At 42.3% G+C, this 17,107-nt stretch carries 10 protein-coding genes; 6 read left to right on the forward strand and 4 right to left on the reverse strand.

Annotation, left to right across the window (positions count from 1 at the left end; translation table 11 throughout):
- Positions 1–104: 104 nt before the first annotated feature.
- Together C4S54_RS03580 and C4S54_RS03585 are read left to right on the forward strand one after the other, a co-directional pair.
- Positions 105–1,640 carry a GGDEF domain-containing protein gene (locus tag C4S54_RS03580; protein ID WP_103868302.1) on the forward strand — a complete coding sequence of 512 codons (1,536 nt, stop codon included), beginning with the start codon at positions 105–107 and terminating at the stop codon, positions 1,638–1,640.
- Positions 1,641–1,754: 114 nt separating this feature from the next.
- A complete protein-coding gene (locus C4S54_RS03585) occupies positions 1,755–3,458 on the forward strand; it encodes a flavocytochrome c (RefSeq protein ID WP_160110668.1) in 1,704 nt (567 codons plus the stop codon).
- Positions 3,459–3,525: 67 nt separating this feature from the next.
- Here C4S54_RS03585 and C4S54_RS03590 read toward each other — a convergent pair whose 3' ends face one another.
- The 3 genes from C4S54_RS03590 to C4S54_RS03600 form a co-directional block, all read right to left on the reverse strand.
- Positions 3,526–4,122, reverse strand: a complete 597-nt coding sequence (locus C4S54_RS03590) for a 5' nucleotidase, NT5C type (protein ID WP_103868304.1) — start codon at positions 4,120–4,122, stop codon at positions 3,526–3,528.
- 118 nt (positions 4,123–4,240) lie between these two features.
- Entirely contained in the window at positions 4,241–7,000 is a 2,760-nt protein-coding gene (locus C4S54_RS03595) for a glycoside hydrolase family 2 TIM barrel-domain containing protein (RefSeq protein ID WP_103868305.1), read from the reverse strand.
- Complete coding sequence (locus tag C4S54_RS03600; protein ID WP_103868306.1) at positions 6,990–7,841, reverse strand: AraC family transcriptional regulator; 852 nt, start codon at positions 7,839–7,841, stop codon at positions 6,990–6,992. The genes C4S54_RS03595 and C4S54_RS03600 overlap by 11 nt, the downstream gene beginning before the upstream one ends.
- 215 nt (positions 7,842–8,056) lie before the next feature.
- Between C4S54_RS03600 and C4S54_RS03605 the strand changes: the two genes are divergently transcribed.
- Positions 8,057–11,368, forward strand: a complete 3,312-nt coding sequence (locus C4S54_RS03605; RefSeq protein WP_103868307.1) for a DUF5107 domain-containing protein — start codon at positions 8,057–8,059, stop codon at positions 11,366–11,368.
- Here C4S54_RS03605 and C4S54_RS03610 read toward each other — a convergent pair.
- Entirely contained in the window at positions 11,347–12,258 is a 912-nt protein-coding gene (locus C4S54_RS03610) for a tRNA 2-thiocytidine biosynthesis TtcA family protein (protein ID WP_103868308.1), read from the reverse strand. The two genes, C4S54_RS03605 and C4S54_RS03610, sit on opposite strands and share 22 nt — an antisense overlap.
- 150 nt (positions 12,259–12,408) lie before the next feature.
- On the opposite strand from C4S54_RS03610, the gene C4S54_RS03615 reads away from it, so the two are divergent.
- The 3 genes from C4S54_RS03615 to C4S54_RS03625 all read left to right on the forward strand — a co-directional run bounded on the left by C4S54_RS03615 (position 12,409) and on the right by C4S54_RS03625 (position 17,100).
- Positions 12,409–13,995 carry a hypothetical protein gene (locus tag C4S54_RS03615; RefSeq protein WP_103868309.1) on the forward strand — a complete coding sequence of 529 codons (1,587 nt, stop codon included), beginning with the start codon at positions 12,409–12,411 and terminating at the stop codon, positions 13,993–13,995.
- A gap of 66 nt (positions 13,996–14,061) precedes the next feature.
- The gene (locus C4S54_RS03620; RefSeq protein WP_103868310.1) at positions 14,062–15,048 is read left to right on the forward strand and encodes a diaminopimelate dehydrogenase; all 987 of its coding nucleotides are present in this window, start codon (positions 14,062–14,064) and stop codon (positions 15,046–15,048) included.
- A 15-nt stretch (positions 15,049–15,063) separates the two neighbouring features.
- Positions 15,064–17,100 carry a SpoIIE family protein phosphatase gene (locus C4S54_RS03625; protein ID WP_103868311.1) on the forward strand — a complete coding sequence of 679 codons (2,037 nt, stop codon included), beginning with the start codon at positions 15,064–15,066 and terminating at the stop codon, positions 17,098–17,100.
- Positions 17,101–17,107: the final 7 nt, after the last annotated feature.

Below are 17,107 nucleotides of genomic sequence, written 5' to 3' on the forward strand. Positions count from 1 at the left end.
AAATATTATTAAATATTTTTAGCTATAGTGGATTTTATCTATGGGCTTTATTAGAATTAGTGTTATAAGATTCATGGATTGGTTTATTGTCAGGTGTGCTGCCTATGGCTAAAAATAGCGACATTTACACGCCCAATATAGTAGTTGATGCGACGGATTATGATGAATTTATGAAAGAAAATCGAAGGATCATAAACCGTTATATTAACACGGTGCTTTGGCTCTGTATTTTTACAGGACCAGCTATTGCCGTGGGCATTTTTTATGGAGTGTTTAATGCTGCCTCATACAGCACCTGCGTTGTGATCTCTGCGAGTATGATCGTAGTGGCTTTTCTTCATCGACAGATAATCAGAGTATGGCCCTATGCGCGTTTTGCAGGTCTAATAGCATTTCTTTGCATGGAAGTGCTCCTGGTTCAAATGACCTACAACCATATTCATGTGAATATTACATGGTTCTTTGTACCATTTTTAAGCACCCTTTTTTGTGAAAGGAAATTATTCATTATTAGCGTAACAACTAATTACATTGCAATGATCATATCTTCGTACATAATTTCTTTTTACAATGCTGATATTATTTCTGTTTATAGCACAAACATGGAGTTTTTTGCCAATACACTGATGGGATATACCATTGAAACAGCGGTTATGACGGCTTCGGGATTGGCAATCATGAGGATTGTCAGCGGATACTTTGCAGATCTTATTCATAAAAACTGTGAGACTCGTGCGTATGCTACGCAAATCCATGCTCAGATGGACGTTCTTTATTCCATGTCTGAGGTGTATGACTATGTCAATCTTATAGATTTTAAGGCAATGACAGAATTGTCCATTAAGGATGGAGAACAGGCAAAACCCTTAAGTTTGGGGGACCATGCTCATTCTCTTATGAATCATCATATAAAAGAAAATGTGGATAAAGAACATCTGGAAGACTTCTGGGATTTTACAAATCTGAAAACCCTCAAGAACAGGTTGTATGGTAAAAGATTTATCTACGGAGAATATATAAATGTAAAGACCGGGTGGTTCAGAGCCCAGTACATCAACATTGAAGAGGATGAAAAGGGCTTTCCGTCACTTATAGTGTACACTGTCCAGAATATAAACATGGACAAAAGAAGGGAAGAGAATCTTATAAAGATTTCTCACACCGACGTTTTGACCAATGTTTATAACAGGAGATGTCTGGAATACGATCTTTCTGTTTATAAATCTAAGCCTCTTGAAGATGACTTTGTTATAGCTTCTGTTGATATCAACAGGTTAAAGCATGTCAATGACACCTTTGGACATGCTGCGGGAGATGAGCTTATCTGTGCAGCTGCCAATGCTTTAAGTGAATCACTTGGAGATAGAGGAAAAGTGTACAGGACAGGTGGAGACGAGTTCACACTTGTTATTCATACAAAAGATATTTCTGCTATAGATGGCGAAATAAAAAAGAACGTCTCCGCGTGGACAGGAAGCTATGGAGGCAAACTTGCGATTTCAATAGGTTATGCAGTCCATGCTGATAACCCTGAGGTGGGATTGGAGAAATTAAAAGTAATGGCGGATTCTTTGATGTATGAGGACAAGAATCGTTATTATCAGAGAAATGGCTATGAAAGAAGAGTGAAAGAATCCTGAAGTTTTTTTCAGGTTGCTTTAAATCAAGTTATATCATTTTTTTGATGGAAAGGAAAAAATATGGGAAGTCTCACAAAGCGAATTTTATCATGTTTAGCATGCGTGGCATTAATTGTGTTTTGCATTGGCGGAAGCATGTATGTCGTTGAGCACGAAGGACATCAGTACGATGGCGCAGCGCAGGGCTTTGCAGGAGAGATCAAGGTCTCTGTTTTTGTCGAAGGAAATACTATAACAGATATTACATATCAGACAGAGGGCGAGACACCATCTATTGGAGGAAGTGCCATAAAAGCACTAAGGACAAAGATCCTGAAGACTCAGAATGTGAATATTGATACTATTTCCGGAGCGACTTATTCCTCAAAAGGTTTTTTGGAAGCTGTAGGAGTGGCGCTTGGAGAGGCTGGTATAGTTGCTGATGGAAGCGGAGCTGGCGCAGGAACTGCCGAAGATTATGAAGCTACTGCTGATGTTGTAGTTGTCGGAGGCGGCGGAGCCGGTATGACGGCAGCAATCACCGTTGCTGAAAATGGTAAAAGCGTAATTCTTCTTGAGAAGAGTGATATCCTTGGCGGAAATACAAGCCGTGCAAGCTCAGGAATGAATGCAGCAGAGACTCATTATGAAAAAGAGCAGGGAATTGAAGACTCCGTAGAACTCTTTATTGAGGATACCATTAAGAGTGGAAAAGAGATAAATGATCCGGAGCTTGTAAGGACTCTTGCTGAGAATACATCAGAAGCTATCGACTGGCTGGATAAAGAGAATGCTCCTCTTTCAGGCCCTTTGGGAACAATGGGCGGTCTTAGTGCAAAAAGAACTCATCGCCCTGTGGATGCAGAAGGAAATGTTACTTCTGTAGGTAACTTCCTTGTATCAGCCCTTGGCGTAAGACTTGATGAGCTCGGAATTGAAGTACAGACCGGAGCTGCAATAAATAAGATCCTCATGGAAGATGGAAAAGCTGTAGGTGTATCAGGAGTTGGAGCATATGGCGAAAACATCACTGTTCATGCTAATTCCGTTATCATTGCAACAGGTGGATTTGGCGGCAACATGGATCGTATCGTAGCGCTTCGTCCTGATCTTGCAGGATATATTTCCACAAACGTGGCAACTGCAGATGGTGATGCCATTGATTTCCTTGGTGAAGTTGGTGCAGACTTTGTGGATATGGAGCAGATCCAGCTTCATCCTACTGTAATCCCTACTGATGGAGCACTTGTTGGTGAGGCATTAAGAGGTGATGGTGCCATCCTCGTAAATAGAGAAGGTGTGAGATTCACCAATGAAACCGGAACAAGAGATGCAGTATCTGCTGCAGAAGTTTCACAGACCGGTGGAAATGTATGGCTTATTGCCAACCAGGAAATGTATGAAGGCTCAGCGGTTATCAAGAAACTCGATAAGAGCGGATACCTTGTGACAGGCGCAGATCTCGATGAACTTGCAAAGGCCATGGAGTTTGATGCAAATGCCACTGCTGCTTTGAAAGAAACAGTAAGTACCTGGTCTTCCTATGTTGCTTCAGGCACGGATGCTGATTTCTCAAGAGATATTGGAACGCCTCTTACAGATCTTTCTTCAGGACCTTACTACGCAGTTAATGTAGGACCTGGAATCCACCACTGTATGGGCGGTGTAAAGATAAATACAGATGCTCAGGTCATCTCAACAGATGGAACTCCAATCCCAGGACTCTATGCCTGCGGAGAGGTTACAGGTGGTATCCACGGAGCAAACAGACTTGGTGGAAACGCTGTTGCTGATATCGTTGTATTCGGAAGAATTGCCGGTGAGAACGCATCAAAGTGATTTATAAAAAATAATAAAAATAAAACTTCCAGCACAGGGCAGATAAAACTGTGTTGGAAGTTTTTTATTATTTAACAAGTTCTTTTATTGCTTTCCAGTCAGGGCATCTTGTGAAGGCCTTGCTTGGAAATTCGCAGTCGCTGTTCCAGGGCCTGTCAACTACCATTACCTTAAGATCTGGAAGGTGTTCAAAAAACTTAAATGCCATAGGTGAGTCTTCAATGGCATAGTCAAATTTCATTTTGTAGTAATCTTCCAGCTCAAGATTGAACTCGCTGTTCTTGATGAAACTGTCGCGCCCGTATTTGTTCAGGCAAAAGAGCTTAACTCTCTTCAGATCATGTTCGTCTAGCCACTGTCTTGAAGCTTCATAAGCGCTGTCAGGTCTTCCTGTGATGATTGAGACATCGTGTCCCTGATCAATCCAGCTATTGATAGTCTCTACAGCTCCCGGTGTTTCTTCGTAAGAAAGAAGAACCTCAGGCCTGTGGCCTTCAATCATCATATCTTCATATTCCTTATCAGTAAGATCAAAAGATCTTTTGAGATCAAAGAACTTTATATCTTCGTAAGGCACTTCCTTATTAAACATCTCTTTTACAAGTATGGAAAAGTGCTTGGCAGTTTCACATAAACAATCGTCAAAATCAATATAAATATTCATATTTCGTTTACTCCGTTTTTCTGTTCCGTAAAATGACACATTAAGAGTATACGTATATGAAGTGATTTGGTCAATTCATATACGCCACTGTTTGGGAGCGGAAATATGAAAAAATAAGTCAAAAGAACCGTCCCAATGTCTTGTCAATGTCATCAGCAGTCATCTCAGAAACGGGGTTAAACTCATCTGAATCCATATAGCTGTAGATACTGTGCAAAAGAGCTCTCGCTTCAGGATATTCCTGGAGGTCCTGAAGGCCCATGGAGGAAGCCATAAGTTTACCGCCGTTGCACTTTACTTCAAGAAGCTGTGACATTGGGCGGAGAGTAGCATAGCTGTCCATCTCAGTTACAAGAGTGTCCATGTATCTTGGAAGGATGAAAGCTCTTTGTGAAGCCATTGGCCACCACTGGTAGTTGGTGAACTCTTCAGTAGGGAAGGTCTTAAACAAAGGATGATCCTTTTGAATGAGCTGTCCCATGGTTCCTTCCTGATTAGGGAAAGTTCCAACTGACCAAAAGTCCGTAGAAAACTGAGCTTTGGCAGAATGTGGAAGGGCTTCCTGTGTTGAGTGCGGAGCAAGGAATACTTTGCCGCCGCCTTCCAAAATCTTTATTGCCTTTTCGTCAAAAACTTCTGTTTCATAAACTGAATCAGGACAAACAGGCTTATCATCCGGGTAAATCCAAACAGGGTAAGTGTTTCTAATGTCAGTGTTTTCAAAATAAACAACCAGATCCAGTCTTTTAGGAGAAGTGTAGTCGTCTAATGGAAGCTCGATCGTTCCCACATTTGTTAGTGTTCCAGCAGGGCAATTAACTTCACTTAAGGTTCCGCTCTTGCAGGCAGTGCCAGATGTAGCTGCAGCACCATCTGAATGCTCGCAGAGGGCATATTTTACAGGTGAAAAGAAATCATCCTGGCTGTAGTTGGCAAATAAAACATCTGCTTTTATCACATCTCCTGCAATATAAGTGTATCTGTCAAGAAGGACCAAAAGCGTTTTGGAAGTGAAAAAGCTGTTGAATCTTGAAGGTTCGGCAAAAGGAAAAGCTTTCACTTCAAGGTGAGAATTTAGCATTCCCACAAGAGCTGTTCCCTGTCCGGGGAAGTCCTGAAGACCAAGGAGAGATAAGCCTGACATTTCAGGAGTTCTCATGACAGCTTCAACTTCCTCACGATAGCCTATTAAGGCAAGCTCACCTGTTGCGGCGATTCTCTTTTTCCATTCTTCATCTGTTATGCCAAGGGCTTTTAATTTATCCTTTACAATGCTGTAATTATCAGGCTTTGTAACACCTTTGAACTCATCAATCTCGTCCATATCAGGAGAGACCTCGTACTGACCAACCTCGAAACCAAAGACGGGTTTGTCATAGTCTTTTCTGAGGTCTTTCATAATCTCTGAGAAGTTGTTTTTTGCATTAGGATAGGTCGTGTTAAAAAGACCTCTAACTCCGGAAAGGCGGATGTGCTTGTCCTTAAAGCGGGCAGAAGTGTAGAAGTCGCTCTCTTTATCAACTCCGTTTGCGCCGTAGAAGTTGTTTGATCCCCAGGCAAAGAGGCGGGTATTGTCAGTTCTTTTGGCGATTGATAAGAGCTCGTGCATGTAGGCTACGCCCTCTTCATCTGTTATGAGCTCATTTCCGAGTGAGAGCATGACAAAAGAAGGGTGGTTGGCGTAGGTCCAGAGAATCTCCAGGATCTCTGTCTGGTAATACTCCTTGCTTTCACTGCTCTTAAAAGCGTCTCTTGGATTCCATTGGGAGAGCTCGGGCTGCATCATCATACCAAGCTCATCAGCTGCAGAAAAAGCTGCTTCCGGCGGACACCAGGAGTGAAAACGCATGCAGTTTACACCGTATGAGGCGTAGGTTTTAAGTATCTTTGTCCAGCTTTCCTTGTCCATTGGAGGAAAGCCTGTTTCTGGGAAAACGGCGCAGTTGGCTTCGCTTCTTAGGAAAAATCTGCGGTCGTTTATTGTAAGTCTTCCCTCGCTATCGTAGGAGAAGTCCCTGATGCCAAAGCGTACATTTTTCCTTGTTATTTCTTTTGCACCAGCTAAAAGAGCTACTGTAAGGTCACAGAGATTGCCCTTTCCCTCATCCCAGAGGTGGGCTCCATAATTATCGGAAAGTTCAAGGCCTGTGAGCTCTATGACGGTACAGTCATCGGATGAATCAATGTCTACCGCTGACTCAATAGTGTCAGCAAGGTATGGGCAGCTTAGAACAACTCTCATATCCGTGGCCTTTACAGCGTTTTCAGCTACATCTATAACAATGCGGACATCAAGTTTGTTTCCGTGAGGGTAGACCATAATGTCAGATAAAAAGATATTATCTCTTTCCTCTACGTAGATGTCGCCTATTATTCCGTTCCAGTTAGTCTGGGTCTCATCTGTGGCTGCTGAGGAAAAGACTATATCTTTGTAAGGAAGTCCCTGATAGGAGTTGTCGCAGGTGAAGGTGATGGTGCTTCCTTTGTGAAGGATTCCCGTCACTTCGAAAACGTATGGAGTGCTAAGGCACCCGCTGGCGCTTGGAATGTCTGTGCCGTCCACATTAAGAGAAAGGGCACGGGCTCTTTCTGCTATGATAAAGAGTCTTTTGTCAGAAGAAGGCTCTTCATCAAAAGTCCTCTGGAATGTAGCCTCGCCCTCATAGGTGTAGAGTCTTGTGAACCTAGAGTTAATCCTTGGGTCAGTCTCTGCATCTTTTTCCATGCGTTTGTTTTTGCCTTCAAGGTCCGGGTGCCAGGGCTTTGCAACCTTGTCGTTATTTCCAATCTCGTTGGTATCAAGGGTTCCGGGGAGCATACCTTGTTTTTTAACCTGATTTGCACTTATCGTCCAATTGCCTGTTAGATCATATCTCATAATTTTCTCCTCTTCTGTATTTAAGCGGTGTTGTGCCGTTTTTCTTTTTAAATGACTGGCAAAATGCGCTCTCGTCGCTAAATCCAACCTTTTCAGCAATATCACTTATGCTCATATCCGTTGAAGATAAGTAGTATTTGGCGGACGAAAGCCTTGTATCAATAATGAATTGGTGCGGCGTTACGCCTGTTTTTTTCTTAAAAGCTCTGAGAAAGTAGTAGCTTGTAAGACCGGCGATCCCCGATAGTTCATCGATTGAAATGTTTTCTGAAAAATGATCGTTTATGTAGCTTAGAACCTTTTGGAAATTCTCACTGTTTCCGATGATCTGGGTGTTCTCTGAAGTCAGCATATAGTTTAAAAGAGTGTGGATCATCAGCGAGTAATCACCCTCGGAGCATTTGTTTTTGCTGTCACTCATGGACTGGATGATCTTGTGACAAAGACTCTTTATGGGCTGCAGGTTCTGCGGCGTTAAGACATTTCCTTTGGAATTAAGTATCGCTTCATAGAAGTCCCTACTCATGTTTCCATCAAAGTGAATCCATGAGATGGTGGTTTTCACAAGGCTCTTATAGGAGTGAGGCTCATAGCAATTTATCAATAAAATCTGACCGGGATATACTATGTATTCTTTTCCTGAAATGCAGGCTGTAAGTTCTCCGGATTCAACAATTATGAGCAGGTAACTGTCATATCTTTCACGACTTAATTCATAACCCGGCAGGTACGTGAACCTACCTGCCACAACAGGATAGAAAAAGAGCTTCTGAGCCGTGGCAGAGGCATAGTGGAAAAAGTATTCAGAATCCCTTGAAACGTACTTTTCTGTAGATTTCATAAGCGTTTCCTTGACTGAGAAAAATTTCTTTTAACATAGAGGAATTATAGCACTGACAGATAGCTCATACAATAGAGCAATATTTTAACAAAAATCACCAATTTTTTCACTTGATGATAACCCTGGGGTAAATGAAAATGTAAGTAACTAGTCCGGGGCTTGCTCTGAATAGTTACGAATGTTAATAGCAATAGTATCCACAAAGGAGAACGAATATGATAGATGCAAAGATATGGGAAGAGAGCGTACTTATCCCAACTTATGAGGTCGGAAAGCCTGATATAAATCCAATGTTTTTGGAGAAGAGAGTGTATCAGGGAAGCACAGGAAAAATATATCCTTATCCTTCAACCAATGAGATAAGCCGCACCAAAAAGGATGTGGCCTGGAAGGCAGTTTTTCTTGAGAACGAGTACATCAAAGTGATGATCCTTCCACAGCTTGGAGGCAGGATTCAGAGAGCCTATGACAAGACAAATGACTATGATTTTGTATACTACAATCAGGTGATAAAACCAGCTCTTGTCGGACTTACGGGGCCATGGATCTCAGGAGGCATTGAGTTTAACTGGCCTCAGCATCACAGACCTACAACTTATTCTCCTGTGGATTATAAGCTTACACAGAATGACGACGGCAGTGTAACTCTGATCACAGGCGATGTTGACCAGATGTATGGAACAAAAGAGATAACCAAGTTTACCCTTTATCCGGGGAAGGCTTTTATAGAGATTACAGGGCAGCTCTATAACAGAACACCGCTTCCGCAGACTTTTTTGTGGTGGGCTAACCCTGCGGTTTCTGTAAATGATTACACACAGTCAATTTTTCCGCCCGATGTTCACAACGTATATGACCACGGAAAACGCGCTGTTTCAAGATTCCCTATCGCAACAGGTGAGTATTACAAGCATGATTACAGCGAGGGTGTGGATATTTCAAGATATAAGAATATTCCTGTGCCTACTTCATATATGGCTGAGAAGTCTGATTTTGACTTTGTTGGAGGCTATGACTATAAGAAAGAAGCAGGTCTTTTGCATGTTGCTGACCACCATGTGTCACCGGGCAAAAAGCAGTGGACATGGGGGTGCGGTGACTTTGGAAAGGCATGGGACCGAAATCTTACAGACGAGGATGGCCCATATATCGAGCTTATGACCGGCATGTTCTGTGACAATCAGCCTGATTTCTCCTGGCTTAAGCCCTATGAGGAGAAGGTATTTAAGCAGTACTTTATGCCATACAAGAAGGTCGGCCAGGTAAAAAATGCCACGATCCATGGGGCGCTTAATGTTGAGGTAAAGCCTGACAACGCGCTCTATATCTGCATTTATGCAACTGAGAAGTACAATGACGCAACCCTTTCAGTCCTCTATGGTGGTGAGACTCTTTTTTCTGAGAAGCTTTCTATTTCCCCTGTGGATATCTGCGAGCGTGAGCTTGAACTTGGCAGGATCCTGGAAGGGAATGTGACTAAAGAGGACTTTGACAAGAGCAGGATCAAAGTAACAGTCACAGACAATAATTCGGGAAAAGAGCTTGTTTCCTACAAGATCCTTGAGGAAAAAGACCCTGAGTTTGCTGAGCCTGCAGAGGCAGTAAAGGACCCGTGCGAAATTCAGACCAATGAGGAGCTTTTCCTTGCAGGTAACCATATTGAGCAGTATCGCCATGCGACATTTTTACCTGACCCTTATTACCTTGAGGGCTTAAAGCGCGATCCCGGGGATATCAGGATCAACAATTCCTATGGACTTCTTTTGCTGAAAAGAGGCAGATTCGACCTTTCAGAGAAGTACTTCAGAAAAGCGATCGAGAGACTTACAAGACTTCATCCCAATCCTTATGATTCTGAGAGCTTCTACAATTTGGGACTATGTCTTTTTTACCAGGGAAAATATGATGAGGCTTACGATGCCTTCTACAAGGCAACCTGGTCAGATGAGCAGAAGGAGAAATCTTTCTACTATCTTGCGGCTATTGCGGCCAGCAAACATGAGTATGAGACAGCCCTTGACCTGATAGACGAGGCACTTGTGAAAAACAGTCATAGCACAAAGGCGAGAGCTTTGAGGGCAGCCATTCTCTACAAGCTTGGAAGAAAAACAGAGGCTCTCGACTATACCTGCGAGAACTTAAAATTCGATACATTTGATTTTGTGTCAGCTTATATCAGGACTTTGCTTGTGGGCGAAGGAGCAGAGGAGTTCAGAAAATTTACAAGGAACTTCCATGAGACCTTCCTTATGGTGGCAAGGGACCTTGCTGAAGGCGGATTCTATGAAGAAGCTGTAAGCGCCCTTGATATCTACGACGGCGATAATCCAATGGTTCATTATTATCGCGGTGCATATTTAGAAAAGCTGGGTGAAAAAGAGAAAGCTCTTTTGGCATATAAGAAAGGGGAAAAGGCAGATCCTGACTACTGCTTCCCTAATAAGCTCGAGGACATCGCAGTATTGAAGGCGGCTATAGCTGCTGATGAGGAGGGCTCAAAAGCAAGGTATTATCTGGGGTGTCTGTACTATGACAAGCTTCAGTATGATCTGGCAATTGAGCTGCATGAGGCTTCCCTTGCGATATGTGATACATTCCCGACTGTTTTAAGGAATCTGTCAATTGCTTACTACAACAAGAAAAACGATCCTGAGAAAGCGCTTAGCTGCCTTGAGAAAGCCTTTGACCTTAACAGGCAGGATGCAAGAGTGTTCCTTGAGCTCGACCAGCTCTATCAAAAGCTCAACAGACCTTTGAAGGAGCGACTTGAGAAATATAAGGAAAACATTGGTCTTATCGAGAAGAGAGATGACCTTTATACAGAGTATGTGACACTGCTTAATACCCTTAAGCTTCATGAAGAGGCCCACGAGAGGATCACAGGCCACAGCTTCCAGACCTGGGAAGGCGCAGAAGGAAAGATCACAACTCAGTTTAAGGTAAGTCTCCTTGAGCCGGCAAAAGAGCTGATAAAAGAGGGCAAGGCAGGCGAAGCAAAAGATAAGCTCCTTGAGGCTCTTTCATATCCTGAAAATCTTGGTGAAGGCAGACTTGAAGGCACGAAGGACAATCATATTTACTACAACCTTGGATGCTGCTTAGAAATGCTGGGTGACAATGAGAAGGCAAAAGAGTGTTTTGAGAAAGCCACCCTTGGAGCCATGGAAGTCGCAGGAATGATGTACTACTATGACCAGCCTGCTGATATGATACTTTACCAGGGGCTAGCTTTTGAGAAGCTTGGGAATAAAAGGAAAGCCAATTCAAGGTTCTATAAGCTCCTTGATTATGGGCAAAAGCATCTTCACGATAAGTTCAAAATGGACTATTTTGCTGTATCAATGCCGGATATGTCAGTGTTTGACGCAGATATGGACAAAAAAAATAAAGCCCATTGCTATTATCTCATGGGCCTTGGATATATAGGCCTTGGAGATAAAGAAAAAGCAATGGACTGTCTTAAAAAGGTTATTGAACTGGATAATACGCATCAGAATGCATATATTTATTCAGAATATTCACTGTAATTATCAAGGAAATGATGGCGCTTTCCATCAGGTGTCTTGTAGGCAACAAGGGCGTTGAGATGAACATTCTCCACACTTTTGAAGATGTTTGCTTCTATGTAAGGGCTCTTATTGCGAAGCTCCATAATAAGCTCTTTTACCTCGGCACGTTTGCTGACAGTGGATGCATCTTCACTGTCGGCAAGCCTTTCTGTCATTCTGCAGGCGCAATTTATGAATTTAAGATTGTTATAATTCATCCACTTGATAATATCTTCTTCTCTAATGAGGTATAGAGGTCTTACAAGCTCCATGCCCTCAAAATTTGTGCTGTGGAGTTTGGGCATCATGGTCTGGATCTGACCGCCGTAGAGCATTCCCATAAGAATAGTAGTAATGACGTCATCGTAGTGGTGACCTAAAGCTATCTTGTTGCAACCAAGCTCTTTTGCCTTGCTGTAAAGGGCGCCTCTTCGCATTCTGGCGCAAAGATAACAGGGGGAACCCGTGATCTCTTTATCTACGACCTGAAAAATATCGGATTCAAAAACAGTGATGGGAACCTGCATGATCCTGGCGTTGTTTAAGATGTTTTCATAGTTGACATCGTTGTATCCGGGATTCATTACAAGATATTCTACTTCAAAGTTCTTTTTACCATGCCTTGAAAGCTCCTGAAAAAGCTTGGCCATTAACATGGAATCTTTTCCACCTGAAATGCAAACCGCGATCTTATCACCATCCTGAATAAGTTCGTAGGTGTTTATTGCCTTCGTGAACTGGCTCCAAAGCTCAGGCCTGAACTTTTTTATAATGCTTCGCTCGATCTCTTTGCATCTGATAGTGTCTTCTTCGCAAATCTCAATATTCTTATCATTGTTTGCGTCTTCATTTATTTTAGAGTTAAACATATCTTTTCCTTATTAATAAATCAAAAAAACCTGTAAAGTGTCTATGAATGTTATCATACTTTTTTTATCTATTCAATGGTGCCAGAAATAATTAAAGGAAGTATAATTGAGGAAGAATGTGCAAATGCAAAAGTTTGCGAGGAGGATTATATGAAGAAAAAACTGATTGGGATCATGTTGGCCTGTGCATTTTTAGTTTCTGCATGCGGGACTGATCAGAAAAGTGCGGGTGAGGGCACTTCTTTAGGAACTACAACAGAAGAGGCGTCAAAAGATGCATCGGAAGATGTCCAGACTTCAGCAGAGACAGAAACTGAGGCGGATGCAGTTGAGGCTACATATGCAAACTTCCTTGCGAACAAGGCAAAAGTTCATATAAATCAGGACAGGGACTTTGGAACATATTTTTCTTTTGAAAAGGATAAGGACCTGAATTACACCCTTGAGGAACTTACAAATGTAATTATTTCCAATTATCTTGGACAGTTTGAGGGAGCCAAGATTGAGCTTGAAGGGATCGAATACTCTTACCTTGACTGCGGAAATGATGGCAATGAGGAGCTGGCAGTCTGCATCCACACACCTTCTTTGGAGGATTGGGCTGAGTACCTTATTATAAAAGAAATTGATGGAAAGCTTGAGTGTCTTTATTCCAATGAGGGCTGGTCACGAAGCAGAGTTGGAATCAATAAATACGGATATATTTACGGCGACGGATCAGGCGGAGCTTCCAATCATTATTTTGAAAAGAGCTACATAGATGCCCACGGAAACTGGCACTATATCTACGGCGATGAAACAACAGTTTTTGACTGCTCAGACACGGAATATCCTGGAGATATCTGGGGCGGCGAAGGCGAGCACGTAAGTCTTGAAATGCCACTTCCGGGAAGCTTTGTTTTCTTTAGCTTTGATTTTAATAATACGGAAGATGAAAAGGACAATATCTTCAGTTACGCGCAGTATAGCGGTGACTATGAAAATGACAACGGCCTTGGGGGATATTTCTACTGCAAGCTTATTGAGGACGACGGCATATATGACGATGAGTACCCTCTGAAGAAGTTTTATGATGCCGTAGGAATTGAGACCATTTCTATAAAGGAGCTCAATGAACTCATTAATGAGAAGGCAGAGGCAGAAGGCTTCACACCTGAAATTGCAAGCGCTGAGGATGTTGAGTGGAAGGAACTTGAGTACACTTTTGATCCTGACATAGAGACCTTTAATGCTGACAATTTTATTGAAACAAGTGCCTTTTTCCCGATATATCTTTCTCTCAGGAATAATGAGGATGCAAGCACGATCCTTCATATAAATGCTGATGGCAGCGTGGAAGGTTCCTATTATTCATCTAATTATTCAAGTGAAAATGGAAATGAGTCAAAAAAGAACGAGTTCACCGGCAAGTTTGCCTTAAAGAAAAAGGTTAGTGACACTGAGTTTGCAATCACCCTTTCTGACCTTACCCTCAAGAATGAAGCAGGGACTGAGGTTGTAAAGGAGACAAAGACCGGCGTTAAGACTCACACATATTTTGTGACACCACCTGGAGTGGATGACGACGGCAAAAACTTTACCTTGTATCTGCCCGATACACCGGTTTCTTCACTTCCAGATGAAGTGTTAAATGCCCTTGGCGATTACTGGCGAGAGCAACTTAGTGAGCGCGAGACCATAGGCAAGTGTATTCTTTTTGGAAACGATGGTAAAAAATATCTTTGGCTGGAGTTTTGATTGTTGTATAATCGAAATAAATTTATGCCGGACTAGAGTCAGGTTTTAAGCGATAAGGAGGAGTTTATGAGTACTAGAATTGGAATCCTGGGTTATGGAAACCTTGGTAAAGGTGTGGAACTTGCAGTTAAGGCCGCTCCGGATATGGAGCTTGTAGCTGTGTTTACAAGAAGAGATCCTTCTTCTTTAAAGATAGCAACAGAAGGTGTTCCTGTTGTTTCTGTTAAGGATGTTGCTGATTACAAGGACAAGATTGATGTTATGATCCTTTGCGGAGGAAGTGCAACAGATCTTCCTGTTCAGACTCCTGAGTATGCAAAGCTTTTCAATGTAGTTGACAGCTTTGACACACACGCAAGAATTCCTGAGCATTTTGCAAACGTTGATGCTTCTGCAAAGGAAAGCGGCAAGATCGCAGTTATCTCATGTGGTTGGGATCCTGGAATGTTCTCACTTGCAAGAGTTTATTCAAATGCTATTCTTCCGGATGGAAAAGATTACACATTCTGGGGCAAGGGAGTATCTCAGGGACATTCAGATGCTATCCGCAGAATTAAAGGCGTTAAGAATGCAAAGCAGTACACAATCCCTGTAGAGAGCGCTCTTGAGGCAGTTAGAAACGGAGAAAATCCTGAACTTACAACAAGACAGAAGCACACAAGAGAGTGCTTTGTTGTTCTTGAGGAAGGTGCAGATGCTGCAGCAGTAGAAAAAGAGATCAAGGAAATGCCTAACTATTTTGCTGATTATGACACAACAGTTCATTTCATCAGCGAAGAAGAGCTTTTGAAGAACCACAGCGGAATGGCACACGGCGGATTTGTGTTCAGAAGCGGCAAGACAGGCGCTGATAAAGAGCACAATCACATTATTGAATACAGCTTGAAGCTCGATTCAAATCCTGAATTTACAACAAGCGTTCTCGTAGCAGTTGCAAGAGCAGCAAAGCGTATGAACGACGAGGGACTTAAAGGATGCAAGACAATCCTTGATATTCCACCTGCTTATCTTTCAGACAAGAGTGGAGAAGAGCTTAGAGCACATCTTCTTTGATCCAGGGTATAAGTCATGAAAACTAAGAAGCGACTGTCTATTAGAAGTAAAATACAGATCATGGTCATGGCGATCATTGTCGTAGCTCTTTTGATAACTAGCACAGTTAGTGTAATTAGCATGCTCAGAATCAGGTCGCAGGCAAAAGATATACTGACAGCCAGAATGGAGAGGAATCTTTCTAATACAGTAGTGAACAAGGCAACTTTAGCCAATGCTGAGCTTCTTAGATATGCGGAATATACAAAAGCTCTTTCGGATTATATATCTGAGCTTTATGAATCGCCGGAGAAATATAAGCCAAGAGAGGTTCTGCCTCCGCAGCCACTTGATAATAACAAGGAAGTGATGAAAAGATATCTGGCTACAAGGGAGGTTTCCTACGAAGACGTTAAGGATGAGATAGGTCTTTTGGGAAATGCCGAGCAGATATTTGTCCCTGTGTACAACAGTGACATAAGCAATATTGTAGCTATTTATCTGAGCACAAAGTCAGGTATTCAGATATCTTATGATGCTGATTCCGAGATGACGGCCAATAGTGATGGCAGCGAAGTTTATTACAACTATTACGGCAGAGTATGGTATGACCTGGCCAGGGAAAAAGGACAGGTCTGCTTTACCGATGTCTATATGGATGATTATAACAGAGGCATGATGATCACATGTGCAGCGCCCTTTTATAGTGAGCTTGGCGAGTTCAAGGGCGTTGTGTGCATGGATATGCTTATTGACGATCTGTATTCAGCTATTGTTGATTTTGATGTTTTGGCAGGTGATGGCGACTACGCTTTCATTGTGGATGGAAAAGGCTATGCAGTCTTGCCAAAATATAAGGACCTGAACATCAAAGATGACAAGGAGATGAATGATGAACTCATAGAAGCTATCATGTCCGGGGAAACAGGGGTAACTTATTCTGAAATATCAGATTGCTATTTTGCATATTCTCCAATAGAGAGTACCAATTGGAAATTATGCATCAGAGTGCCGCAGAGCATGATCTTGGAGCCGGTTCAGGATATGAGTTCCAAGATTCTTACAAGCATGGTCTGGTTTATTCTTATTTTTATCCTGGTAATCTTCATGATCACAGCCATAGTGAGAAGCTTTGCATTGAATTTTACGGAGCCGCTTTTTGCGCTCAGGAAAGATGCAGAAGAGATCAGTAACGGAAATCTCGAGCATGTGGCCAAGATTTATAGTAATGATGAGATTGGAGATCTTGCTGTAAGTTTTAACAACATGGCTATTTCTCTTAAGGATTACATTGCCAATCTGACAGCTATGACTGCTGAAAAAGAGAGGATCGGAGCGGAGCTTTCTGTAGCCACTAAGATTCAGGAAGATATGCTTCCCAGAAAATTCCCGGCGTTTCCAGATAGGCATGAATTTGACCTTCATGCGACCATGGATCCTGCTAAAGAAGTTGGTGGCGATTTTTATGATTTCTTTTTACTGGATGATGATCATATAGTTCTGGTAATGGCTGATGTTTCCGGAAAGGGAGTTCCGGCGGCACTTTTCATGGTCATTGCCAAGACACTTATCAAGAACAGGGCGTTTATGGGTGGTTCTCCTTCAGAGATTCTAGAGTATACCAATGAACAGCTTTGCAGCAGTAATGATTCGGAGATGTTTGTTACTGTGTGGTTAGCTATAATTGAGATTTCTACAGGAAAAGGAATTGCTGCCAATGCAGGTCATGAGCATCCTGCCATAAAAAGAGCCGGTGGCGACTATGAGCTTGTGGAGTATCGCCATTCACCTGCTGTAGCTACAATTGAAGGCTTGCATTTTAAGGAGCATGAATTTGAGCTTCATCCAGGGGACAATATTTTTGTTTATACGGATGGAGTACCTGAAGCAACAAATGCAGAGAATGAGCTCTTTGGAAATGAACGGATGCTTGAAGCTCTCAACAGGAAAAAAGATAGCAATTCTGCAGAAATATTAGACAATATGAAGCTGGCGATAGATGAGTTTGTCGGGGAGGCACCTCAGTTTGATGACATAACTATGCTGGCATTTAGATATTTTGGAAAACAATAACGGAGGA

Origin of the sequence: Butyrivibrio sp. Su6, assembly GCF_900108105.1 — a bacterium.
Classification (GTDB): Bacteria; Bacillota; Clostridia; order Lachnospirales; family Lachnospiraceae; genus Butyrivibrio.